Below are 23,582 nucleotides of genomic sequence, written 5' to 3'. Positions count from 1 at the left end.
GTCGTAAGGCTAGCGTACCTTACAACGTAAGGTGGAAACTCCGGGGACTCCGGCGGAAGGGATGCGCCATGGGCACGGATCGTGTGAGGAAGGTCTGCATCGTCGGAGCTTCGGGGAAGCTCGGGCAGTACATGGTCCGGCACGCGCTGGAGCGCGGCTACGAGGTCGTGGGCGTGTGCCGGGAGCGCAGCGTGCCGAAACTGGCCGCGTTCGAGGGCCGGATGACCGTCGTCCCCGGGGACACCGACGACCGGGAGGTGATCCGGCGGGCGGTCGCCGGATGCGACGGGGTGCTGACGGTGCTGGTGCCCTGGGGCGTGCGGCAGTACGCGTCGGGCACGGCGCAGGCGGTACTCGACCATGCGCGGCCGGGCGCGCGCCTGGTCTTCTCCTGCGGCTGGCACATCACGCGCGACGGCAAGGACAGGTACTCGCCCATGTTCAAACTGGGCGTCCGGGTCGCCGCCTGGCTGGGCAGGCTGGTGCGCTACGTCGAGATCGACGACCAGGTGGAGGCGTGCCGCCGGGTGTTCGCCAGCGACACCCGGTGGACCGTGGTGCGCGGCAGCAGTCTGGAGGAGGGCGAGAGCCAGGGCCTGCCCGTGTGGAGCCGGCACGTGGGCGACCCGGTGCTGGCCAGCGATAGGACGCGCCGGGTGGACTTCGCGCTGTTCATGGTGGAGGCGCTCACCGACGACACACTTGTCCAGGAGGCCCCGGCGATCGTCGGCCGCCTCACCCCCAGCGCCCTCGCCCATACCGGGGGCCGCGCGAACACGCCCGGCTGAACCGGCCCCGGACGGAACGCGGGCGGCGGCCCGGACGGGATCCCCGTCCGGGCCGCCGCCGTACGCCGTGTGCGCCGCGCGCGGGTGCGGTCCCCGCGCGCGGCGTGCGGTCAGAGCTTGGTGACGTCCAGTTCTCCCTGCGCGTACTGCGCCCGGATCACCTTCTTGTCGAACTTGCCGACGCTCGTCTTCGGCACCGCCGGGATCACCGCCCACCGCTCGGGAAGCTGCCAGCGGGCGACCTTGCCGGCGAGGAACTCGCGCAGCTCCTCGTACGACACATCCCCGGCGCCCTCCTTGAGGACGACCGTGGCCAGCGGGCGCTCGCCCCACTTCTCGTCGGGCACGGCCACGACGGCGGCCTCGGCGACGGCCGGGTGGCCCATGAGCTGGTTCTCCAGCTCCACCGAGGAGATCCACTCGCCGCCGGACTTGATGACGTCCTTGGCGCGGTCGGTCAGCGTCAGGTAGCCGTCGGGGGTGACCACGCCGACGTCGCCGGTTCGCAGCCAGCCGTCGGGGCTGAACTTGTCCTCGGGGCGCAGGGGCTCGGCGTCCGCGCCCCCGTAGTACGCCCCGGCGATCCAGGGGCCGCGCACCTCCAGTTCACCGGCGGACTCGCCGTCCCACGGCATCTCGCTGCCGTCCGGGCCGATCAGCCGCGCCTCGACGGAGGCCGGGAAGCGGCCCTGGCTGATGCGGTACGGCCACGCCTCCTCCTCGTCGAGCCCGGCCGGCGGGTGGGCGACGGTGCCCAGCGGGGAGGTCTCGGTCATGCCCCAGGCGTGGGTGACCGTGACCCCGTACTTCTCGCCGAACTCCCGCATCAGGGAGGGCGGGCAGGCCGAGCCGCCGATGGTGACGTTCTTCAGGGAGGAGATGTCGCGCGGGTTGGCGGCCAGCTCCGCCAGCAGCCCCTGCCAGATGGTGGGCACGGCCGCCGAGTGGGAGGGCTTCTCGGCCTCGATCATCGCGGCGAGCGGGGCCGGCTGGAGGAAGCGGTCGGGCATCAGCAGGTTGACGCCGGTCATGAAGACGGCGTGCGGCAGGCCCCAGGCGTTGACGTGGAACATCGGCACCACGGGCAGGGTGGTGTCGGCGTCGGTCAGGCCCATCGACTCGCCCATGTTGACCTGCATGGAGTGCAGGTAGATGGAGCGGTGGGAGTAGACGACGCCCTTGGGGTCGCCGGTGGTGCCGGAGGTGTAGCACATGGCCGCGGCCTCGCGCTCGTCCAGCTCGGGCCAGTCGTACGAGGTCGGCCGGCCCTCGATCAGCGCCTCGTACTCGTGGACGGCCGGGCGGCAGCCCTCCAGTACGGAGGTGTCGCCGGGGCCGACGACCACGATGTGCTCGACCGGCTCCAGCTTGGGCAGCAGCGGCGCGATCAGCGGCAGCAGCGAGCCGTTGACCAGGACGACCTTGTCGGCCGCGTGGTTGACGACCCACGCGAGCTGCTCGGCGGGCAGCCGGAGGTTGAGGGTGTGCAGGACCGAGCCCATGGACGGGATGGCGAAGTACGCCTCGACGTGCTCGGCGTTGTTCCACATCAGGGTCGCCACGCGGTCGCCCGGGGCCACGCCGAGCTCGTCGCGCAGGGCGTGGGCGAGCCGGGCGGAGCGGGCGCCGACCTCGGCGAAGGTCCTGCGGTGCGGTTCGCCTTCCCCGGTCCAGGTCGTGATCCGCGACTTTCCGTGCACCGTGGTTCCGTGTCGCAGAATGCGCGAGACGGTCAGCGGTACGTCTTGCATCGTGCTCAGCACCGGGGCCTCCCGTGAACGAGATATACGTGCGCCGCCAAGAGCGGGCGGCGCTGTCGTTGCCCGGAAGCCTGCCACCGACCGGTCGGTATGTCACTAGGTCGGACCCGGATATGTCGCCGTCTTTCCACCTCACCGCGCCGCCGGCCGCTCCACCCCGGACCGGCTAGGCGGCGACCGCCGTCTCCTCCCGGAGATTCCCCGCGCCTCTCAGCTCCCTGAGGCCACCCCCGCCTCTCCCGGCACTCACCCGCGCCCCTCGGACCCCTCGCGCCCCCCGCGCCTCCTTCACGCCCTGCACTCTCCCCTCCGTCCCGCCGCCCGGCACGTCCGCCGCACCGCCCGGCGTCTCCGTCCCGCCGCCCGGCGTCTCCCTCCCGCCCAGCACGTCCGCCAGGAGCCGCGGGTCCTCGCGGAGCTTGGCCAGCGCCCGCGACACCGCGCTCTTGACCGTGCCGACCGAGACCCCGAGCACCGCGGCGGTCTGCGCCTCGCTCAGGTCCTCGTAGTAGCGCAAGGTCACCATGGCCCGCTGCCGCTCCGGGAGCGCCAGCACCGCCCGCCACACCGCGTCGCGCACGGCCTGCTGCTCGGCGGGGTCGGGGCCGGGCACCGGCTCGGGCTCCGGCAGTTCCTCGCAGGAGTACTCGTCCACCCGGCGCTTGCGCCACTGCGAGGTGCGCGTGTTCACCAGCGCGCGGCGCACGTAGCCGTCGAGCGCGCGCTGGTCCTCGATGCGCTCCCACGCCAGATAGGTCTTGGTGAGCGCGGTCTGGAGCAGGTCCTCTGCGTCGCTCGGGTTGGAGGTGAGCGAGCGCGCCGTGCGCAGCAGCACCGGCCCGCGGGCCCGTACGTACGAGGTGAAGGTCAGCGGCGTCACGGTCGCGGCCGTCCCATGCGTGGTCATGGCCCAACGCTAGGAGCCGCGTCCCCCGTCCCGGATCGGCCACAGGTCCCGATGCCGGGTCCCTCTCAGGGTGGAGGCGGGACGCCTCCTCCACCCCCGGGAGGGGGAGAAGCCCCCGTACCGCCTCGGGGTCGCGTACGCCCCCCGGGGCGCCCCGGCGATCGCCCGAGCCGCACGACAGCAGAGCGGCCGCACCGAGTGCGGCCGCTCTGCCCCATCCCTTCTCCCGGGACACCGGCCGGTTCCCCGCCCGGCCGGCGCCCGTCGGCTCATCCGAGCCCGTGAAGCGCGTGCACCACCACGGCCCCGAACCGGGTGATGCGGGTACGTGCCATGTTCTGTCCTTCCGGAGCGTGTGCCTGAGGTTGTCGCAGCGACGTCGCGAGATCAGACTGCCCGCCGAAAACCCGGCGAACCACCCGCAACGCCTCATCCACTCGCAAGAATGACGACGTGTCGATAAACCTCCCACGCAACCGCATAACCCCTTCCCACCCGTCCGCAGCAGGGCGGACGCCACCGGCACGCCTCCCGCACGCCTGTGCGCGCCCCCGCCGCACGGCGCCCGCGCCACACCCGCGCGCCCCGAATCGGGAGCCAAGCGCCCCCACCGGCCAACAGTGGAACGGCACGGCCTCCGGGGCACGTCGTCCCTCCGAGGGCGCACGACGAACGCGCCCCGGAGGGGGAGACCACACATGGACACGAGCGGATTCGCGGAGTGGGTAAAGCGGTTCGAGGACGAGCGCGAGCGCAGACGCGTCCAGGGCGACCCCGACTGGGAGCGGGGCGCCACCCTCCACCCGGCCGTGCGGGCCAGCGTCCAGCGCTTCCAGGTGGGCGAGGACGGTGACGGCTCCAACCTGATCGCCAAGGCGGACCGGGCCGGTGACCCCGACTACGCGCGGGCGGTGCGGCTGTTCGTCGCCGAGGAGCAGAACCACGCCCGCCTGCTCGCCCGCCTGCTGGCCGCGGGCGGCGCACCGGTGCTGAACGGCCACTGGAGCGACAGGGCCTTCGTACGCCTGCGGCGCCTGATGGGGCTGCGCGTGGAACTGCTGGTGCTGATGGTCGCGGAGGTGGTGGCGCTGCGCTACTACCGCGCCCTGCGCGACGGCGCCGGCGACCCGCTCGCCTCGGACGTGGCGGGCCGCATCCTGGCCGATGAGCAGCGCCACGCGCCGTTCCACTGCGAGCGCCTGCACGCCTCCCTCGCCCGGCTGCCCCGCCCGCTGCGCCGACCGGTGATGAGCCTGTGGCGGCTGATGCTCCTCGCCGCGTCCCTCGCCGTCGCCGCCGACCACGGCCCGGCGCTGCGCCGCCTCGGCCTCGGGCGCCGGCGCTTCGTCGCGGACGTCATGGCCTCCTCCCGCACGGTGGTCCCCGCGGTGCTGGCCCCGCGTACGGCCGCCCGTTCGGGCACCCGGTCGGGCACGCCCTGACGCAGGGCGACGACCGCAACAACCGCAGCACCGACCCGGAGACCGTCAGTTCAGCGACTTCTCGATGGCCTCGAAGATGTCCGCGTCGGTCTCCTTCTGCCAGTCGGGCAGGTCGGTCCAGTCGGCCACGTACCCCGGCTTCGGATCCTCGAAGTGCTTGAACATCTGGGCGATCCAGCACGTGGCGACGTAGCGGCCCTTCTGCTCCCGAGTGAGGCGCGAGGCGTGCCCGCCGCTGAGTTCGAGGAACCGCCGTACCTGCTCATAGACGGCCCCGGCGGCCTCGCGCTCCCACTGCGGGGTCTCCTCCCAGGGCGTCACATAGCCGGGCTTCGGCTCGCCGGGGAAGTGCTCGCGAACACCTGCGATCCAGGACTCACGGAACAGCCGCGCACCCTCGGCCCGGGTCATGCCCACCCCTTCCGTCACGCCGTGCCCTGCGGCACGTTCTGCCCCTTCACAGCCGCCACCTGCCGGGCCCGCTCGTCGAGTTCACGAACCGCGCGCAACTTCCGGCGGGACGCGACACGGCGGCGCATGGTCTCGAAGTGCTCGTCCCCTCGCGCCGTGGACAGCATCGCGTAGTCGTCGAGGAACGCGTGCCAGGTGGCGCAGGCCTCCTCGACGTGCCCGTACTCGAACTGCCGCTGCGCCAGCACCGCGTTCGCGTGGAGGCGCCCCTGCCGCTCCTGCGCGGGCTTCGCCCGGAGCGCGGCCTTCAGCGCCGCGATGGACCCCGGCAGGTCCCGCGTCTCGTAGAGGACGTGCGCGACGTGGAACTGGTAGGCGGAGGTGTCGTAGCCACCGATCGACTCCCGTCGCGAGTCCGCCTTCGACAGGGCCGTCTCCGCCTCCCCGAGCCGCTGGAACGCCTGCCGCCTGTCGCCCACCATGGAAGCGGCGTGCGCCTGCTGGCCCCGCAGGAAGGCCACCAGGCGCGGCCCCGCCTTGGGCGCCGCCTCGGCCGCCGAGTCGGCCAGCTCCAGCGCCTTCCTGCCGTACCGCAGGTTCGAGGCCTGAAGGCTCATGCCGCGCAGCGTCCGGCAGTACGTCACATGGTCGCCGGCCTCGCGGGCGAGGTTCAGCGCCTGTAGGTAGTACTTCTGCCCGAGCCCGTGCTGACGCTCGTACATGGCCATCCAGCCCGCGAGGTACGTCAGGTCGGACGTGGCGGAAAGCAGGTCCTTGCGGACGGCCTCCGTCGCCGATGCCCGCAGGTACGGTGCGACGGTGTTGACCAGGAAGGCGGCGGCCATGGGGCGTGCGTGACCGCCGCCCAGCTCGTCGAGGATGTCGGCGATGCGGTCGGTCATGGTCCGCACGGTCGCCACCTCGCCCTCGCCGATACGGGTCGTCGGCCGGGTGGGACGCGCGCGTTCCTCCGCGTGTGCCTGGTCCGAGAACAGGGGGACGGCGAGCGTGGCGGAGTACAGCCCTGCGGTGAGCACACCGCGGCGACTCGGTTCCATGTCGGTCCTTCCGAGATCCAGGAGAGATTCGGCGGTGTCTCCGCTTTCCGGGCCTTTCTGATTCCTCGGTCGCCGAAAGCCCGCTTCCGCGTACGTCACAGGCCTTCCGAGCCTGCGCCCCAGAACCTCGAGGACGACGGGCCTGACCTGCTCCCTCGGTTGCGTTCCGCGAAGCCAGTGGGAGACCGCCGACTGGTCGTACTTCAGCGTCAGGCCGACCTCGGCGCCCGCGCGGTTCACGGCGTGAGCGAACTGCGTCCCGGACCATCGCGCCTGTTCGAGCAGGTTTTCAAGCCCCGAGTTGCGACTGCCGTGGGATGCCTCGGCCACGCCAACCCCCCGCGTGTTCATGGGTTTCATGGTCCTGCCTCCCTTCAACCGTACCCGGACAAGCACCCCGCGCAGTTGGCTGTGCACAGAACGCGATCGGTTTCGGCCTTCCGCCCGCCGGGCGATGCGGCGCGCACGGGAAGGAGCGAGGGAGCTTGGAGAACATGGCCACGGACAAGCCCGCCAAGGGCGACGCGCTCTACGACGAGATCCGGAAGACCGTGGGCGAGTTCCAGGACAGGGACGCCGCGTACTACCTCCTGCGCCCCATCGGCGGAGGCCGCGAGTGGACGGCCATGCCCGAGGTACTGCGCCCGGCCACGCAGGCCGAGCTGCTGAGCGCCCGCGTGAAGGCCGCCAACCGCGCCAGTCGGACACCGTGACGCGGGCCGCCACCTGGATGCGCTTCTGGTGCGAGCTGTCGGCGAGCGCCCCCGGCCGGCCGTCCCGGAACGTGCTGGGCCTGCACCTGGCCCCCACCCCGCGCCTCGCGGTGCGGTGGATGCGCGAGCAGGCGGAACGCGTCGCCAGGGCGCTCGACCCCGGCCCCGACACCCCGTGGCTGCCCCCGGCCTGCCTGCGCCCCGTCCGGGCGGGGAGCGTCCCCGATCCCGGCTCGGTCATACGGGAGTGGGCGCGCGCCGAGGCGGAGCGGGAGAACGCCCTCAGGGTGCTGCGGGAGGGCTGGTCCTACACCGTCGCGGCCCGCGACGAGACGACCCACTACCGCCTGACGGCCTGGCCGCTGGTGCTGCCGCCCGCCGGAGAACTGCGGGTGTACCGGCGCACCCGTGCGGCCGCGTAGGCCGCCCCGAGAACTCTGTCCGGGGACGTTGATGTCAGCTGGTGATGTCACCACGCCTCATCACCGCTTTAGGAAAGAGGCTGGGGGATCTCGCGCCTGAGCTGCGACTTTACTGACCGGGGAAGCAAGCGGCTACTCGACCACAGGGCACCGGTGTTGACCGTGGCTGACCCCTGTATCTGGCACGGTTGTGGCACAAACCTCAGCCGACGACAGTCAGCCACGACAGCGGGCGCGCCGACCGACCAGGCGCGCGTGTGTCTCGCGACACCCCCACAGGCCTCCATCACGCTGCCAGTGCCGTCGACCAGAGCAAGCTACGACGGCCGGCACGTGGTGATGGTGCCTGAGCCCTGAGCTTGGGAATCACCGCGTGGTCGTCCCCGTACTATGTCCCTGACCTGCACGGATGCCACCACAGTCCCCACTGTGACGGCATCCAAAGTGACCGCTGCTGACCGCTCCTCCCCGCCCGTTCTGGCACGCATCTGGCACGGCTGTCCTTCATCCCAAACTACCGACACCGCGGTTGCTGAGGTTTCTTCGGCTGCTCAACCAGCCGCCTGGAGCTGTCGGCATTTGGTCGCGATCGTGCTGGTTGCCGTCCTCTCTGCTGTGCCGCTGCCGTCACCAGTCGCGCCATGCGTCGGTGATTTCGGCGCGCCCGATGCCGTTCCTCGTCGCCAGGGCCGCTACGTCGATGCCGTGCTCGCTCAGGGTCTGGTCGATGTACTCGCACAACTGCTCACGTTCGTCCGTGTCGTATCCGGCGCCGCCGTGCTGCTCGTCCTCGCTGATCGTGTTGAGGCGCTGGACGACTCGCTTGATCGTGTCGAAGACCCGTTCGTCGGACGGTGCCGTCAGCGCACTTACGTCCTCCTCGAAGACCTGAAGAGCGTCCTCCGTGGCTTGCAACAAGGACTCCGGGTAGAGCATGCAGGCACACTCCGAATCCAACGCCCCGGCTGCCAGCTCGCGGGCCTCCTCGGCCATGCCGGCCCGCCAGTTCTCAGGTGGTCTGATCGCCATACGCGGACCGTACGCCCCGGCACCGACAGACCTAGGCGCACGCTTTCCAAGCCTGCGGGTGGCCTCCTAGTGGTTGCCCACCACCGTTCACCTGCGTTCATGGGCGGCTCGTGACAAGGCTGGGATCGGCTCCGGGTCTTGCCTGAACGTCCGGTGGACCGGGCTGAATGAGACGGAAACCGAGACGGTCCGTCCGACGGCGCTGTCAGTAGCCTCGCCTAGTCTCCGGCCATGAGCATGATCGGTGAGTACCTGCGTGTCACGGCTGCTGAGCTTGACCGGGCGGTACAGGACCCCGACTGGGCGCTGGACTTCGTCGAAGAGGTCCAGGACGCCGAGGAGGAGTCGGAGCCCGCGCTGGCCGAAGCGCGCCACTTCAGCACGTACAAGACCTGGGACCTGCTCCGCTTCCTCCTGGCGCGCGCCGACTTCCCGGTGAACGTCATCCACGGTGAGGAGCCGTTCGCCGAGGACGAGGGCTGGGGCTACGGACCGCCGAGGTACCTGCGCCCGGAACGGGTCCGGCTCGCCGCGCAAGCGCTTCGCACCACCCCCTACGACCAGCTCATCAGTGGCGTGGACCCTGCTGACCTGACCAAAGCCGAGGTGTACCCCCTCGGATGGGAAGAGCCCGGAGCACTTGAGTGGGGGCGCCACTGGTACGACGGCCTGACGCAGTTCTTCGAGGCCGCCGCTGCGGCAGATGACGCAATGCTCGTGTGGCTCGACTGACCGCTGCTTTACAAGTTCGATCACCGATCCGTGCGGCCTGTCTGGCTTCCACGCCTTTGACGGTTCCTGATCCTCTTACGGCTGTCTTGGTCCACAGCCGTCCGGGGACGTTGATGTCACTCGGTGATGTCAGCCGCAGCGGCGCCCGGTTCACTTCTTTCGGCGCTTGCGCACCTTCGCCTTGCGCTTTTCGATGGTGTACGACGACCAGTCGCCACGGTGGCGATAGCAACGTGATGCGCCGACCATGGCCAGATTCTGACACCGGGTACCCTTCTCCGTCCACGCTCCGCACTTCGACTGCGTACGCGCCACGATGAGCCCTCCTCTGCCTCATGAGCCGCCTCGACTCGCTCAGGATCGCCTGGTGCTGCGGCTCCAGAGGAGAGCGCACAGGGAGGCCACAGAAGCTCTCTCAGAGCACGTACGCGCCCTGGTCGCTGTACCCCTCGGGACTCATGTCCGGCGGTAAGAGCTCAGGTTGAGTTCTCCGGATGTAGGCATGGTCCGTCCAGTGTCGCAGATCAACTCCGACACCCCAGGCCAGAGCAAGGAGGGCCGTGGTTATCCTCGGCCGTCCTCTGTCATCGTCGGCCACCCTCGCACGGCCCGGAGACGGCCCAGGCTCTCAGTGAACGCTTCTCATCCTGAGCGCCAGGCGATCTCGATGGTGTGAACGGCGGCGACCGTGCGACCGATGCGGTTGGTGCTGCACCGGGCCTTGCGGAGGATCCGCCATTGCTTGAGGCGGGCGAAGGCGCGTTCGCCCGGGGCACGCAGCCGGGCGTGGTCGCGGTTGTACTGCTGGTAGTGCTCGGGCAGGTCGCGATGACCGTAGTAGGGGGTGCGGACGGTCGCGCCGGCGCCCTGGTAGGCGCGGTCGGCCAGGACGAGGAGCTGACGGGACAGGCAGGCTTGGATCACACCGTGGGCGCGGGCTGCGGTCAGGTCGTGCGTGCGTCCCGGTGTCGCGCGGGAGAACCAGAGCGGGGTGCCGTCCGGGCGGGCGATGACCTGCACGTTCATCCCGTGACGGCGGTGCTTCATCGAGTAGTACGGCTCGTCCGCCGCGATGCGGTTGGTAGTGATCAAAGTGCCGTCGAGGATGACGAACCCCTCCGGCGGCAGCTCGCGCAGGGCCTCGTGCAGGCTCGGGGCACGCTCGGCGAGGAGGTCGACCGTTTCGCTCACATACCGGCCGGCGGTGGCGGTGGAGATGCCGAACCCCGCTGCGGCCTGGGCCAGGGTCTCGTTCTTGCGCAGGTTTACCAGGACCAGCAGGGCCTGGCGGAAGCAGCCCAGCTTCCGCCAGCGGGAGTTCAGCTCACACCTTCGGGCGTAGATGAGCCAGGAAACGTGCTCCACGACTTCGTGAGGGACGTCGAGCATGGCACGATACGGGACCAACAGGGCTCCTGTGTCGAGACGTTGGCGAGTGAGATCACCAGCCGCAACGACCAGGAGCCCTGCCGCGTTACGGTTCCCGACCACCAGCCGCCATCACCCACGAACCACAGGATGAGAAGCGTTCAGTGGCCGTGTTCGGCTTTTCTGTGCGCTTCGTTGCGGTGCGTGTGGGGAGGCCGGGATTGGTGCTGGTGGAGTTGTCGGTTGTCGAGCAGAGGTACCGGGCTGTGCTTGCGGTGCTGGCGGGTGCGACAGTGACGGAGGTCGCCGTGTCGTTGGGGGTGTCGCGGCAGACGGTCAGCGGGTGGAAGTCGAGGTATGAGGCCTCGGGCCTGGCCAGTTTGGCGGACCGCTGGCTGGCGCCGTGCCCGCATCAGGACTCTGCCGAGGCGGAGGCCAAGCAGTTGCGCTCCACGGAGGGAACGCCGGTGGTGGGTTCTGGCTCATCGTGTTCAGTGGGGAAAGCCGCGCCGTTGAGATGGATCGGGTGCTGTGCTGGACGCGGGCGCCTATGTCGTGGAATGCCACCTCAGCGGGCTGCGTCGTGGGGCAGTTCCTCAGGCGCGGAGGACTGAGGGGGCCAGCGTCCTTGCGCGGTCGTGGAGGTCGCGGGCGGTGCGGTTGCGCAGGTGGGGGCGGATCAGGGTGAACATGGTGCGGATGCGGTCGTCCGCCCGTCCGCTCTGGACGTGCGGGTAGTCGTCCAGAGCCGAGTGCCAGGTCGCGGAGGCTTCTTCGAGGTGTCCGAGTCGCATCTGCCGTTCGGCGGCGATCGCCAGATTTCGCACCCGGCTTCTGCGCTGCGTCGGTTGCCGGAGCCTGTTGGACTCCGCCTTGGACTTGACCGCCCCGCTGATGTCTCCGAGTTCGTACCGCACCTGGCTCGTGTGATCCGCGAGCGCGGCGGGATCGTACCGACCTGAGAGCCCGGCGGGTGACTCGGCTTTCTCCATCGCCGTCTCCGCGTCCTTGAGATGGGCCAGGGCGGTGCGGCGGTCGCCGGTCTGGGCGGCGGCGTAGGCCTGTTGTCCGGCGAGGAAGGCGCGCATGCGCGGTCCGGCCTGCGGGGAGGCGGCGGCTGCCGCGTCGGCCAGGCGCAGGGCCTGCGGGCCGTGGCCGAGGTCGGCGGCCTGGACGCTCATGCCGCGCAGCGTGGTGCAGTACGTCAGGTGGTCCTCGGCCGCGCCGGCCAGTTCCAGGGCCTTGAGGTAGTACTGCTGCGCCAGCCCTTGCAGCCCTTCGTCCACGGCCATGTAGCCGGTCAGATAGCACAGGTCGGAGGCCGCCGAGAGCATGTCCTTGCGCACAGGCTCGGGAGCGTCGGCGCGCAGGTAGGCCGAGACGGTGTTGACGATGAACGAGGCGGCCATGGGCCGGGCGTGACGGCCGCCGAACTGGTCGTCCAGTTCGCTGATGCGCTCGGTCATGGCGACCACCATGTCCACCTCCGGCCGCCCGATGCGCACAGTGCGGCCGGCCCGCACCGCCTCCATCCGACCCACCACGTCCTGCCAGCCGGGGACGGTCAGCGCCACGGAGAAGAGGCCGACGCCCAGAACGCTCCTGCGGGATGGGTCCATGTCCGTCCTCCCGAGGTTCATCAGTCCTTCCACGGTATCCGCGCCACAGCTCGCCTCCTCGGCCTCCAGACCGATCTCGGCCAGCGTGACCGGCCTGCGCAGCCGGCGTGACAGGGCCTCACGGATGAAGGGCCGTACGGCCTTGCGCGGCCTGGTGCCGCTCAGCCAGTGGCTCACCGCGGACTCGTCGTACCGCAGCGGCACCCCGGCCTCCGCCCCGACGCGGTTGACGGCCAGGGCGAGTTGGGACTGCGACCACTGGCTCTCGGTCAGGACGCGCCGCAGGCCCTCGTTCGGCTTCCTGGCTCCCATGCCCACTCCCCCGCATCCACGCGATCTTTCATGGGTTTCACGCGCTGCCGCTCCACCCACGGTACCGCCCAGAGTAATCACACGGTTACGTATCCGTGAGCACGGAAGTGGTCGGTACCGAAGTCCAGCGTGCGGAGGGAATCCGTCGCGCAGTCCGCCGTGACGCGGGTCCGGCCACGGCTGTCGACGGCGCCCAGATCTAACTCGGCTGCTTGCAAGGCCAGTTCGGAATCAGCATCCAAGCGGCACAAGGCACCGGCCGGCAGACAGCATCCCCCGACAAGAGAAGGAACACCGGTGACAGTGATCGTCAAGACTCCGCCGGCCCGGAAAGCCACCACCCGGCTTCTGTGGCTGGACCTGACGCGGAAGTGCCAGCTCGCCTGCGGACACTGCTACAACTCCTCCGGCCCGAGCGGATCGCACGGCACCATGACCCGTGAGGACTGGGTCGGCGTTCTGGATCAGGCTGCGGCCTGTGGCGTGCGCGGGGTGCAGTTCATCGGTGGTGAGCCGACCATGCACCCCGACTTCACGGCCCTGGTGGACCACGCGCTGAACGCCGGTCTGGAGGTGGAGGTCTACAGCAACCTCGTGCACGTCTCCCAGGAGTGCTGGGAGATCTTCCAGCGCAAGGGACTGGCGCTGGCCACCTCCTACTACTCCGACCGGGCCGAGACCCACAACGCGATGACCGGCCGCCGCTCCCACGGAAGGACGCGGGAGAACATCGCCAGGGCCGTCCGGCTCGGCATCCCGCTGCGCGTCGGAGTCGTCACCGGCGACGAGGACCAGGCCGCGGGTGCCCGCCGGGATCTGGAAGCCCTGGGCGTGGAGCGAATCGGTGTCGATCACGTCCGGCCCTTCGGGCGGGGCGGACAGGGCCGGGTCCCCGACACGGCCAAGCTCTGTGGCCGGTGCGGATCGGGCGTGGCCGCCATCGGTCCCACGGGGGAGGTGTCCCCGTGCGTGTTCTCCGGCTGGATGGGCGTCGGCAACGTCAGGCACACCCCGCTCGCCGCTATCCTCAGCGGCGACGCCATGACCCGCGCCACCACGGCTATCCAGGGCGCGGCCGGGAGGAACGCCCCCTGCGGCCCCGACGACGAGGAGTGCACGCCCGGCTTTCCGGGCAGCTCGTGCAGCCCGAGGAACTGAGGACGATGGACACGCCCCTTCTCGCCGCCGACTTCCAGGAGCTGATCCGCCCGCACACGGGGGAACTAGCGCGTGCCCGCCCCACCACCGGGGGGCACAGCTCGGATGTCGCCACCGTGGTCGAGTGCGAGAAGGGGCCGTTCTTCGTCAAGGCGGTCCCCAACCGGCCCGGCGGCCGGCACGACTCCATCGTGCGGGAGCGGCTGATCAACCCGGCCGTACGGCCCCTCTCCCCCGCTCTGCGGTGGCATGCGGAGAACGACTTGTGGGTCGTGCTCGGCTTCGACGCCGTGGAGGGGCGGGCGGCCGACTTCTCGCCGGGCTCCCCCGACCTGCCCACCGTCGTCGGCCTGGTGAACCGGATCGGGGAGCTGGACCTCCCCGAGGTCGCGCGGGAATGGCCGGAGACCCGGTGGGACCGGTTCGCCGGGGACGAGGGGCAGGCTGCCCTCCTCCGGGGCGATGACCTGCTCTACACCGACATCAACCCCGGCAACATGATGATCGGTAAGCACACCGCGTGGGCGGTGGACTGGTCATGGCCCACCCGTGGCGCGGGCTTCATCGACCCGGCCTGTCTGGTGGTGCAGTTCATCGCGGCCGGGCACAGCCCCGAGTCCGCCGAGTCCTGGGCTTCCGGCTGCGCGGCGTGGGTGGATGCGGATCCCAAGGCCGTCGACGCCTTCGCCCGGGCCAACGCGCTCATGTACCGCGTCTTCGCCGACCGGAAGCCGGATGCCTCATGGCTCGGGGCCATGGCGGACGCTTCCCGGGCGTGGGCCGACCACCGCGGCGTGAGCACATAGCGTGGAGGACTGAGCGGTTCTCCTGGCAGGGCTGCCCGCCATGTCACCCTGCCAACAGAGATGAGGGGCCCCTACGGCGGTGGGGGTCCTTCGTCATGCGCGGATGCGGTTGGTGCCGCCCTCGCTCCTGGACGCGGGTATCCACGCCATGGCCTGCCACCTTGGGTGACCGGCGTGCGGGTCGGCTGCTCAAGCGTGCAGGAGGGAGGGATTCACCGTTCCCCGACGTGGTTGACCGCCAGGGCGGGGTGGGACTGCGACCACTGGCTCTCGGTCAGGAGGCGCCGCAGGCCCTCGTTCGGCTTCCTGGCTCCCATGTCCACTCCCCCGCATCCGCGCGATCTTTCATGGGTTTCACGCGCTGCCGCTCCACCTACGGTACCGCCGAGAGTAATCGCACGGTTACGTATCCGTGAGTACGGAACCGAGCGTCAGGAAGGGCGTACATGGGCGGGAGCGCCTTCTCACAAGGGGTCGAGGAGCGGATCGGGGAGGGGCGTGCGCGCTCTGCGGACGGGCGCGGGGATTCCGGGGTGCGCCCGGCGGGGGCGGAGGGAAGCCCGGTGGAGGCCGTCGCCACGTCGGCGCGGTCGCGTACCGGCCGGCTGAGCACGGTTCCCTACATCGCCTCGTGGAGCCAGGAGCGGATGCGCCGCCCGCCCGTGGTGCGGCGGACGGGGGCGGAGGGCGAGGGGATCGGTTTCCCCGGGGAGTCCGCGTACGACCGGGACTGGCGCGGGGTGCTGTGGACCAGGCAGATCCTCGCGCGGGGCAAGGGGCGGCCCCAGTACCACACGGTGCACACGCTGCGGCAGCGAAGGGCCATGCGGCACATGCTCTGCCAGGTGTGCGGCGGGCCCACCCCGGAGGACGGCCCGCGCCTCTTCGTGCTGCGGGACGTCGGCCGCCCGGTGGAGGAGGGCGAGCGGACCACGGCACCGCCCGTGTGCGTGCCCTGCGCCCGGATCTCCGTACGGGAGTGCCCGCGGCTGCGGGAAGGGCACGTCGCCGCGCTGGTGGGCCGGCCGTACGCCTGGGGTGTGGCCGGGATCGTCCACCACCCGGTCACGCTGGAGCCCCTCGACACCGCCCTGCAGGAGGTGTCCTACGAGGACCTCGCGGTCCGGTGGACCCTGGCCCACCGGCTGATCGTGACGCTGCACGACTGCACCCCCGTGGACCTGGACGCCCTCGCCGCGTGAGCCGGGCCCCGCCCTGCCCGGCCACCGGGCAGGGCGGGGCCCGGCTTTCATCCGGTTCGTAGGCGCCGGGAGCCGACGTTTTCCGGTCGCGGCTCCACAGACCTTGTGGGCGCTGTAGCCGCAGGGGTGACATCTCCTGGGATCATCCGGAAATGACTGAATACTCATGGCCGGCAGACTCGTACACCCAGAGGGCCCACCGTGCGCGCAATTCGTGGGCCCAGACGGCAGCGGCGCTTCCTCTCGGCACAAAGGTCGCCGGGCAGGTGATCGGGCGCCAACCGTTCGGTGTGTTCATCGAGATCGATGGCCATCCTGACCCTTTGGGGCTTGCAGAGGTCACCTCGTTTCCCCGTGGAACATCTCTGCCCGCTCTCGGAGCGCGGGTCGAGGGTGAGGTTATCTGGCACACCGAGCACAACCACCAGATCAAGATCAGACTCACTTGGGCGGGGTAGCACAGCATGCGGTTGCCTTGGCTCGGCCGTCGTGGGGCCGTGGGAGGGCAGCCAACAGCGACAGGCGTCGACAGCAGCCGACAGCTAACCGGCAGCTCAGGATGTCGGCTGGAAGCGTACGTGCGGGTCAAGAGGATGGCGCACCACTTCTTCGGCTCCTGAGTCCCCGTCACAAGAGACCCGTGCCCGTTCCGTGCCCCAACGAGCGGGAACTACGGGGAACGGCGGTCACCGACGGGCGGCGGACACGGCGACGGCCCCCGACCGTGTGCACTGGTCGGAGGCCGTTGAAGTGCGGAGGCTGTGGGATTTGAACCCACGGTGGTGTCGCCACCACGACGGTTTTCAAGACCGTTCCCTTAGGCCGCTCGGGCAAGCCTCCCCACGCCGCGCCGTGCGGTACGGCGTGGGGACAGCCTAGCCGGTTCGTCAGTCGCCCTCGCGGGAACCCAGGGTCAGTTCGGCCTCGTTCTCCTTGCCGCCGCGCGTGTAGGTGATCGAGACCTTCTCACCCGGTTCGTGGGCCCAGATCTCGCTGATCAGGGTGGGGCCGCTGTCGATCGAGACGCCGTCGAGCTCGGTGATCACGTCGCCCGGCTTCAGGCCCGCCTTGTCGGCCGGACCGCCCGGGGTGACGGGCTCGCTGCCGTCGTCGGTGTCCTCGATGATGCGGGCGCCGTTGCCCTGGGCGCGGAGGTCGACCTGGACGCCGATGACCGGGTAGACGGGCTCGCCGGTCTCGATCAGGGCCTTGCCCACGCGCTGGGCCTGGTTGATCGGGATGGCGAAGCCGAGGCCGATGCTGCCGGGCGAGCCCTGGCCGAGGCCGCCGCCGGCCGACTGGATGGCGGAGTTGATGCCGATGACCGCGCCCTCGGCGTTGAGCAGGGGGCCGCCGGAGTTGCCGGGGTTGATGGAGGCGTCGGTCTGGAGGGCGCTCATGTAGGAGGCCTTGGAGCCCTGGCCGTCGCTGGAGGCGACGGGGCGGTTCTTGGCGCTGACGATGCCGGTGGTGACCGTGCCGGACAGGCCGTACGGGGCGCCGATGGCGATGGTGGCGTCGCCGACCTGGACCTTGTCGGAGTTGCCGAGCGGCAGCGGGGTGAGCTTGGCGCCGCCGGCGTTCTTCAGCTTGATGACCGCCACGTCGTAGCCCTGGGCCCGGCCGACGACCTCGGCGTCGTACTTGCGGCCGTCGGAGAAGGTGGCGGTCAGCTCACCGCCGTCGGCCGCGCTGGCCACCACGTGGTTGTTGGTCATGATGTGGCCCTGCTGGTCGTAGACGAAGCCGGTGCCGGTGCCGCTCTCGCCGCCGCCCTCGGCCTGGATCGTCACGACGCTGGGCAGGGCCTTGGCCGCGATTCCGGCGACGGAGTCGGGGGCACGGTCGACCTGTTCGAGGCTGCCGCCGGCCGAGATCGTCGTCGAGCCGCGGTCCGTGCGGTCGGCGGCCCAGTAGCCGACGCCCGTGCCGACGCCGCCCGCGAGGAGGGCCGCCGCCGCGACGGCGGCGATCAGACCGCCGAAGCGGCGCTTCTTCCCGCCCTCGGGGGCCGGCGGGGAGGCGAGCGGAGCGCCCCAGGGGGAGGCCGGGCCACCGCCGGGGGTGCCGGGCGCGCCGGGGGCTCCAGGGGCGGGCTGCGGGGTGCCGTAGGCGTCGTAGCCGCCGCCCGGTGCACCCCACTGCCCGGCGGAGGAGTGGGGTGCGGGGGAGGCGTACGCGGCGGGGGGCTGCTGTGCGGCGGGAGGCTGCTGCTGCGCGGCGGAGGGGGCCTGCGGGGTGTGGTGGCCCTGCGGGGACGGCGGGGGCTGCGGGGCCGGGTGGCCCTGCGCGGTGTGGCCCTGCGCGGCGGGGGGCGCGGGCTGGGCGGCGGCGGGGGGTGCGGGCTGCGGTGCCCGCTGCGCCGTCGGCTCGGGGCCTTCCGGCTCGATCTTCCGCAGGAGGGTCGTCGACTCGTCCCTCGGCGCCGCTTCGGGAGCGGGCGCGGGCGCCGGTGCCGGGGCCTGGAGGTCGTAGTCCTCCGGCGGGTTGTCGGTCGGTGTCCTGGGCGCGGCGGCGCCGTTCGCGGCGGACCGGTCGGCCGGCGGGTGCGGCACGGGGGCGTCGGCCGCGTGCTCTCCGGCGGCGCCCTCGTTCTCGGTGCTCACAGCTCTCTCCTCAGGTACACGACAGTCGCACGTCTTTCCGGGGACGGCGTGCGTATTCAGGTGTATGGCGTCAAGCTTCTCCCACCGCATGTCAGACCGGCGTAAGCGCACCCGTCCGGACGGACGCCCGGGCCGCCGCGCACGGGGCGGGGTGGCACCATAACGCGGTGAGCCCTGATCAGCCCCAGGGGTCGCCCGGATCCCGGCGCCCCATCTCAGTCGTCGCCCACCGCGGGGCCTCCGAGGACGCCCCCGAGCACACCCTGGCCGCGTACCGCAGGGCCGTCGAGGACGGCGCCGACGCGCTGGAGTGCGATGTGCGGCTCACCGCCGACGGGCACCTGGTATGCGTCCACGACCGCCGCGTCAACCGTACCTCCAACGGCCGCGGCGCCGTCTCCTCGCTGGAGCTGGCCGAACTGGCCGAGCTGGACTTCGGCTCCTGGAAGGGCCGGCTCGGCGACGAGGAGTCGCCCGAGACCGAGAGCCGCGAGCACACCTCCGTCCTCACCCTGGAGCGGCTGCTGCGCCTGGTGGAGGAGCAGGCCGCCGCGGGGCGCCGGGTGGAACTGGCCATCGAGACCAAGCACCCCACCCGCTGGGCGGGGCAGGTGGAGGAGGAACTGCTGCGGGTGCTGGCCCGCCACGACCCGGCCATCCCCGTGCGCGTGATGAGCTTCTCGGCGCGCTCCCTGCACCGGATACGGGCCGCGGCGCCGTGGATCCCCACCGTCTACCTGATGCAGTTCCTGCTGCCGCGCCACCGTGACGGGAGGCTGCCGCCGGGCGTGGGGATCGCCGGGCCGAGCATCCGGATCCTGCGCAACCACCCCGAGTACGTGGCGTGGGCGCACCGCGAGGGCCACCGGGTGCACGTGTGGACGGTGGACGATCCGGCCGACGTGGAGCTGTGCGCGCTGCTCGGCGTGGACGCCATCATCACCAACCGGCCCCGGCGCGTACTGGACCAGCTCGACGAGATGTTCCGGGACTGAGCCGGGCGGGGCGGGGGCCGGGCCCGTACGGGCCCCGCGGGCAGGGCCGGTCGGCGCACCACGGCGCACTCGGGCCCGCCGGTGGTGAACGGGCGGTGAGGGCTGCGTCACGGTACCGGGTCAGGCGGTTTCCGCCTTCGGGCGAAAGGGCATCCATCACGTGGCGTGGGGCGAACAAGGAGGTCTCGGGGGTGGCGTTGGTGGTTGCACAGGAGGCGCCGACGTCGTCGACGATGGCCGTACCCCACGGTCCGGCGGGCGTGGGTGCGGCGAGGCGCCGGATGCGCGAGGAACTCCTCGACTCCGGTACGCCCGAAGCCGTCGTGGACGACGCGGTTCTCATTCTTTCCGAACTTCTCAGCAACGCGTACCGGCACGCCAGGCCGATCGGCGTGAGCGACTGCGTACGCGCGGCCTGGGGCCGCACCTCCGACGGCGGGGTGAGCGTCTCCGTCACCGACGGCGGAGGCCCGACCAGGCCCCGGCCGTCCAACCCGTCGGTGACGGCGCGGGGCGGCAGGGGGCTGTCGATCATCACCTCCCTCGCCCGCGACTGGGGCGTGCGCGACGACCGGGGCGGTCGCGGGCACGGCCAGAGGCACAGCCACGGCGGGGTGACGGTGTGGGCGGTGGTGGCGCCGTCCGAGAAGGACGCGTTCGCCTCCTCGATGCGCTTCGACCTGTCGGAGCTGGAGGGCCTGGAGGACTTCGGGTAGCCGTTCCGGGTGGTCCCTCCCGCGTACGCGTGCCGTCCCGGCCCCAAGGGCTAGGCTCGCGCCGACAGCGTCCGTACGACCGGGAGACCCCACCCCATGGCCAAGAAGCGCCGACCCCAGACCAAGGCCGCCAAGCCGCAGCTCGCCGACGGTGAGATCCCCGTCGTCGGCGCCCGCGAGCCCTGCCCCTGCGGATCCGGCCGCCGCTACAAGGCCTGCCACGGGCGCGCCGCCGCGCAGGCGGTGACCGAGCTGGTGCGCCGCCCGTTCGAGGGACTGCCCGGGGAGTGCGACTGGGTTGCGCTGCGCGAGCTGGTGCCCGCCGCGACGGTGCCGCTGAAGCTGAGGGAGGGCCTGCCCGAGGACGTCCCCTCCGTGACGCTGGCCACCGTCCTGCCGATGGCCTGGCCCGCGCTGCGCCGCGACAACGGGGCCGTGCTGCTGGGCGTGCAGAACGACACCCCCTCCGGCGACATCAGCCGCGATCTGGCCGACGTGCTGCGGCGGGCCCTGACGGCGAAGCCGGGCACTCCGGTGGCCGCCGAGCGCATCCCCGCCGACGCCCCGCGCCTGCAGGACCTGCTGGACCTCGACGCGCCCTTCGTGCCCGAGGTGCACAGCGGCTTCGAGTTCTGGGTGGAGGACGCCGGCAACCAGAGCCCGGAGGTCGCCGCCTCGCTGGAGCGCGCCAACTCCGCCGCCCTGCCCACCGCCCGGCTGGAGGGGGTGGAGGCCGCGTACTGGTGCGAGACCCCGGAGAAGAACCACCTGCGCTGGGTCATGCCGCACCCGGAGGAGCGGCTGCTGGACGCGCTCGCCCGGCTGCACGCGGCGGGGGCGTCGTCGCTGGGCGAGGGCACGCGGCTGGTCGGTTCCTTCCGGGCGCACGGCCTGATGGTCCCGGTGTGGGACCTGCCGAGCGCGATGGGTGCGCAGGAGTGCGAGAAGCCGGCCGCGGCCTTCGCGGAACGGCTCGCCGAGGCGCTGGAGGCCAACGATCCGCTCACCGCGGAGGAGCGCCGGGCGCGCAGTGGATTCACAAATCGCCAGATCACTCTCAACTGACAGACGAATTCCGGCGAGTACGGGGAGAAAAAGGCAAGTGATTCCCGTCACAACGGGACGTACCCGCAGGTAGATCGGCGGCCGGAAGAGGTCGGTGGAATTTGCGAACGGGCCGTTACTTGTTACGGTTCTTTCAGCCCGGTCGCTGGTGCATCCCCCGTCGCCAGCGACCGGGTCTTTTCATGCCCGCACTTCCGCATATGGGTTCGGCGCGTGCGGACGGCAGCTCAACTCCCCTATTTCCGCATGGGGTCGGCGCCCCGGGCGCCATCGCCGCCTCCGGTGCCGCCGGCACCCCCGGCGCCGCCGGTTTCGCTGCCGGTGCGCAGCAGCAGCCCCTCCCCGTCCGGTGACGCGATCTCCGCCACCGCCGTGTACGGCTCGCCCTCCGGGGACGGGAGCGAGGGCGGTGACGTCCGCTCCGCGCGCCGGTGCGGGGTGTCGCACACGCCCGCCCGGCCGTCCGCGGGCAGTTCGCAGGGAGCGGTGACCGCGTGCCCGCCGGGGCCGAGCAGGCTCAGGGCGCCGTACAGTGCCTCGCCCGTGGTGTTCCGGTGGTACATCCGCCCCCAGACGGCGCCGTCCCGCGTCAGGACGCAGGTCTGCGCCCGTACGCCCTGCGGGGACACGGTCCGGGGGCCGCAGACGGCGGAGGTCTCCGGCAGGTCCGCGCCGGACGCCCTGGGGGAGAGGAGCCCGTGCGGGAGGGGGAGCGGGGAGCGGTCGGTCCCGGGACCGGGCGCCGGCTCCGGACGCGGCTCCCCGGAGGCGTCGGCCGCGGAGGCGGCGGTGGCGGTGACGACGGCCTTGCGCCCGTCGTCCGGACGCGGCTCGCCCGGCCCGGCGGTCGCGGCGGCGAGCGGCAGGGCCGCCGCGAGCGCGATCCCGGCGGCGAGCGCGGTCACACGGAGGTCCGGGGCACGCTGCTGCGGCTCGGGCATGGCGGTCCACCTGCAACTCGCTGGAGGGAAGGGGGTCTTCGGCAGCCCGAACATATCGGCACGGAGAAGGCGCCCGGCGGACGGAACGCCCGTTTCCCTTCAACTCCGGCGCACCGCCACCCGTAAGAGTGGACCGGACAGGGGCCGGACCTGCGGACCCCGGCCCGCCGCCCGCCGTACGTCGGTGCGCCGCCCGTCAGTACGCCAGCCGGCTGCCCGTTTCCGGGACGGCCGCGCTCGCCCGCACCAGCACGTCCACCAAGGGCTCCATCCTCGGCAACCACGGCACACCGCCCCCGCGCAGGGTGCCGCGGGCGCCGACGCCCAGCGCGATCGGCGGGCGCTCCCAGCGCAGTTGCCCCGCGCCGGTGCGCGACGGCGGCAGGGCGACGTAGCCGCCCCCGCTGTGGAACCGCAGCGAACTGGGCACCCAGTCCTGGGCGTGGAGCAGCTCGCCCAGCTCCTCCAGGCCGTACGGCGCCACCAGCAGCGTGCAGCGGGTCGGGCTCGCGATCACCGGGCCGGTGCGCAGCCCGAGCCGGTCGAACTCCTCCAGCGCCCGGGCGCCCGCGGCCGCCGGGAGGCTCAGCGCGCAGGGGGCGCGGCCGCCGGTGGCCAGCAGGACCGGCGCGTCGGGGCGGTTGGTCCACCACCAGCGCACCATGCGCTCGTCGGTGGTCGCCGCCGGCAGTTCGGGGTCGAAGGGGTGGGCGCCGGGCACCACGCAGTCGGGCCGGGGGCAGGAGCAGCGCCCCCGCGGCTGCCCCGACTGGCGTGCGGTCAGGCGCCTGGACTCCCGCGGCGCCACACCGGGCAGCACGGGCCACCCCCACCGTGTCGCGCAGACGAGCGCCGCGTCGCGCAGCGCCCAGCGGGTCATGCGTCGCCTTCCGAGGATCTCGCGCATCAGCGCTCGTTCCTTTCCGTAACGCCATGGATCGACAAGTACATCGACAAGGACTCAGCAGGACCGAAGGCCGATCACGGTCTTCCGGTCCCTTACACCTGTACACCTGTGGATCTCGTGTGACCGCGCCCGGGCCACCGGGCAGTACGTCACCGTGTTGCTCTCCGCGGCCGGGGCCGGGGCGTTCTCGGACCGAGCGCGGAACGCGGCGCGACGACACGCTCCGGACGACGCTCGTGTCGTGCTCGCCCGTACCGCCGTACCGCCCGGTGGGCCTCTGCCTGCCGTGCTCCGGTCCTCTCGGCGCGTACGGCCACGCGCCTCGTTCCCACTGCGTGGGACGCACGGGCCCCTCGCCGGGTTCCGGCGGAGCCCGGCCGCTGCTCGTCCGCCCGATCCCTCGTGCCGTAGGTAACCGTGTACCCACGTCAATCGTGATGACGCGCTGCCGTACCGGGGCCAGTCGACCGCGCACCGCCCGGCACAGGGTACGTTTTCGGCCAAGCTCATGGCCACCCCCATGACACCTCCGGACCTTCCGGGAGCACCCGGCGGGCCCGGCCCCGAAACCGGTCGGCGGGTACGTCCGCGGCCTGCCGGGGCGATGCTGGACACCCGTTATCAG

At 71.8% G+C, this 23,582-nt stretch carries 20 protein-coding genes, 1 tRNA gene and 2 pseudogenes; 12 read left to right on the top strand and 11 right to left on the bottom strand.

Translation table 11 applies throughout. The features are described from left to right. The first annotated feature begins 68 nt into the window (after nt 1-68). Nucleotides 69-788: an NAD(P)-dependent oxidoreductase gene (locus tag BMY40_RS08830; RefSeq protein ID WP_093657297.1), complete on the top strand. Its 720-nt coding sequence runs from the start codon at nt 69-71 to the stop codon at nt 786-788. A gap of 110 nt (nt 789-898) precedes the next feature. Here BMY40_RS08830 and BMY40_RS08825 read toward each other — a convergent pair whose 3' ends face one another. After that, entirely contained in the window at nt 899-2,551 is a 1,653-nt protein-coding gene (locus tag BMY40_RS08825; protein WP_093657295.1) for a long-chain fatty acid--CoA ligase, read from the bottom strand. A gap of 394 nt (nt 2,552-2,945) precedes the next feature. Beyond that, nucleotides 2,946-3,455 (bottom strand): annotated as a pseudogene (locus tag BMY40_RS08820) (SigE family RNA polymerase sigma factor); the annotation flags it as partial. Between the two features lie 698 nt (nt 3,456-4,153). Between BMY40_RS08820 and BMY40_RS08815 the strand changes: the two are divergent. Then, nucleotides 4,154-4,897, top strand: coding sequence for a ferritin-like domain-containing protein (locus BMY40_RS08815; protein ID WP_093657293.1), 744 nt, complete (start codon nt 4,154-4,156; stop codon nt 4,895-4,897). A gap of 45 nt (nt 4,898-4,942) precedes the next feature. Here BMY40_RS08815 and BMY40_RS08810 read toward each other — a convergent pair whose 3' ends face one another. Together BMY40_RS08810 and BMY40_RS08805 are read right to left on the bottom strand one after the other, a co-directional pair. Next, nucleotides 4,943-5,308 (bottom strand): hypothetical protein, encoded by a 366-nt coding sequence (locus BMY40_RS08810; protein ID WP_093657291.1) that lies wholly within the window; start codon nt 5,306-5,308, stop codon nt 4,943-4,945. A 14-nt stretch (nt 5,309-5,322) separates the two neighbouring features. Then, entirely contained in the window at nt 5,323-6,717 is a 1,395-nt protein-coding gene (locus tag BMY40_RS08805) for an NsdA family TPR-like regulatory protein (RefSeq protein WP_093657289.1), read from the bottom strand. A gap of 143 nt (nt 6,718-6,860) precedes the next feature. Between BMY40_RS08805 and BMY40_RS08800 the strand changes: the two genes are divergently transcribed. Further along, the gene (locus BMY40_RS08800; RefSeq protein ID WP_093657803.1) at nt 6,861-7,079 is read left to right on the top strand and encodes a hypothetical protein; all 219 of its coding nucleotides are present in this window, start codon (nt 6,861-6,863) and stop codon (nt 7,077-7,079) included. Next, the gene (locus BMY40_RS08795; protein WP_093657288.1) at nt 7,076-7,501 is read left to right on the top strand and encodes a hypothetical protein; all 426 of its coding nucleotides are present in this window, start codon (nt 7,076-7,078) and stop codon (nt 7,499-7,501) included. Before BMY40_RS08800 ends, BMY40_RS08795 begins: the two co-directional genes overlap by 4 nt. A gap of 627 nt (nt 7,502-8,128) precedes the next feature. Here the strand turns inward: BMY40_RS08795 and BMY40_RS08790 are convergent. Next, entirely contained in the window at nt 8,129-8,530 is a 402-nt protein-coding gene (locus tag BMY40_RS08790; protein ID WP_093657287.1) for a hypothetical protein, read from the bottom strand. Nucleotides 8,531-8,761: 231 nt separating this feature from the next. On the opposite strand from BMY40_RS08790, the gene BMY40_RS08785 reads away from it, so the two are divergent. Further along, nucleotides 8,762-9,262, top strand: a complete 501-nt coding sequence (locus BMY40_RS08785; protein WP_177213928.1) for a YfbM family protein — start codon at nt 8,762-8,764, stop codon at nt 9,260-9,262. 642 nt (nt 9,263-9,904) lie between these two features. Here BMY40_RS08785 and BMY40_RS08780 read toward each other — a convergent pair. Next, on the bottom strand, nt 9,905-10,651 hold the full coding sequence (locus BMY40_RS08780; RefSeq protein ID WP_093657282.1) for a transposase family protein: 747 nt from the start codon (nt 10,649-10,651) through the stop codon (nt 9,905-9,907). A gap of 200 nt (nt 10,652-10,851) precedes the next feature. Here BMY40_RS08780 and BMY40_RS29140 point away from each other — a divergent pair. Then, nucleotides 10,852-11,067: pseudogene (locus BMY40_RS29140) on the top strand (helix-turn-helix domain-containing protein); the annotation flags it as partial. Nucleotides 11,068-11,226: 159 nt separating this feature from the next. On the opposite strand, the gene BMY40_RS08770 reads toward BMY40_RS29140, so the two are convergent. Continuing rightward, nucleotides 11,227-12,561 carry an NsdA family TPR-like regulatory protein gene (locus tag BMY40_RS08770; protein ID WP_177213926.1) on the bottom strand — a complete coding sequence of 445 codons (1,335 nt, stop codon included), beginning with the start codon at nt 12,559-12,561 and terminating at the stop codon, nt 11,227-11,229. Between the two features lie 297 nt (nt 12,562-12,858). Between BMY40_RS08770 and BMY40_RS08765 the strand changes: the two genes are divergently transcribed. The 3 genes from BMY40_RS08765 (at nt 12,859) to BMY40_RS08755 (ending at nt 15,727) form a co-directional block, all read left to right on the top strand. Next, the gene (locus tag BMY40_RS08765; protein WP_093657280.1) at nt 12,859-13,719 is read left to right on the top strand and encodes a radical SAM/SPASM domain-containing protein; all 861 of its coding nucleotides are present in this window, start codon (nt 12,859-12,861) and stop codon (nt 13,717-13,719) included. Between the two features lie 5 nt (nt 13,720-13,724). Next, nucleotides 13,725-14,525 (top strand): protein kinase, encoded by an 801-nt coding sequence (locus tag BMY40_RS08760; RefSeq protein ID WP_093657799.1) that lies wholly within the window; start codon nt 13,725-13,727, stop codon nt 14,523-14,525. A gap of 563 nt (nt 14,526-15,088) precedes the next feature. Then, nucleotides 15,089-15,727: a hypothetical protein gene (locus tag BMY40_RS08755; protein ID WP_093657278.1), complete on the top strand. Its 639-nt coding sequence runs from the start codon at nt 15,089-15,091 to the stop codon at nt 15,725-15,727. Nucleotides 15,728-16,480: 753 nt separating this feature from the next. Here BMY40_RS08755 and BMY40_RS08745 read toward each other — a convergent pair. Together BMY40_RS08745 and BMY40_RS08740 are read right to left on the bottom strand one after the other, a co-directional pair. Then, nucleotides 16,481-16,567, bottom strand: a tRNA-Ser gene (locus tag BMY40_RS08745). A 47-nt stretch (nt 16,568-16,614) separates the two neighbouring features. Then, complete coding sequence (locus tag BMY40_RS08740; protein WP_245769956.1) at nt 16,615-18,333, bottom strand: S1C family serine protease; 1,719 nt, start codon at nt 18,331-18,333, stop codon at nt 16,615-16,617. A 167-nt stretch (nt 18,334-18,500) separates the two neighbouring features. Here BMY40_RS08740 and BMY40_RS08735 point away from each other — a divergent pair, with 167 nt between their 5' ends. From BMY40_RS08735 to BMY40_RS08725, 3 genes are all read left to right on the top strand, one after another. Beyond that, on the top strand, nt 18,501-19,328 hold the full coding sequence (locus BMY40_RS08735; RefSeq protein ID WP_093657274.1) for a glycerophosphodiester phosphodiesterase: 828 nt from the start codon (nt 18,501-18,503) through the stop codon (nt 19,326-19,328). 191 nt (nt 19,329-19,519) lie between these two features. After that, entirely contained in the window at nt 19,520-20,044 is a 525-nt protein-coding gene (locus BMY40_RS08730) for an ATP-binding protein (RefSeq protein WP_093657272.1), read from the top strand. A 96-nt stretch (nt 20,045-20,140) separates the two neighbouring features. After that, nucleotides 20,141-21,109: a DUF5926 family protein gene (locus BMY40_RS08725; protein ID WP_093657270.1), complete on the top strand. Its 969-nt coding sequence runs from the start codon at nt 20,141-20,143 to the stop codon at nt 21,107-21,109. A 236-nt stretch (nt 21,110-21,345) separates the two neighbouring features. On the opposite strand, the gene BMY40_RS08720 is transcribed toward BMY40_RS08725, so the two are convergent. Together BMY40_RS08720 and BMY40_RS08715 are read right to left on the bottom strand one after the other, a co-directional pair. Further along, on the bottom strand, nt 21,346-22,050 hold the full coding sequence (locus tag BMY40_RS08720) for a hypothetical protein (RefSeq protein WP_093657268.1): 705 nt from the start codon (nt 22,048-22,050) through the stop codon (nt 21,346-21,348). A gap of 196 nt (nt 22,051-22,246) precedes the next feature. Next, nucleotides 22,247-22,957 carry a bifunctional DNA primase/polymerase gene (locus BMY40_RS08715; RefSeq protein WP_093657266.1) on the bottom strand — a complete coding sequence of 237 codons (711 nt, stop codon included), beginning with the start codon at nt 22,955-22,957 and terminating at the stop codon, nt 22,247-22,249. Between the last annotated feature and the right edge of the window lie 625 nt (nt 22,958-23,582).

The sequence above is a fragment of the Streptomyces radiopugnans genome, from assembly GCF_900110735.1.
Taxonomy (GTDB): Bacteria; Actinomycetota; Actinomycetes; order Streptomycetales; family Streptomycetaceae; genus Streptomyces; species Streptomyces radiopugnans.
Note: the sequence above shows the minus strand (reverse complement) of the source record. Positions and strands in the feature narration are given on the sequence as shown.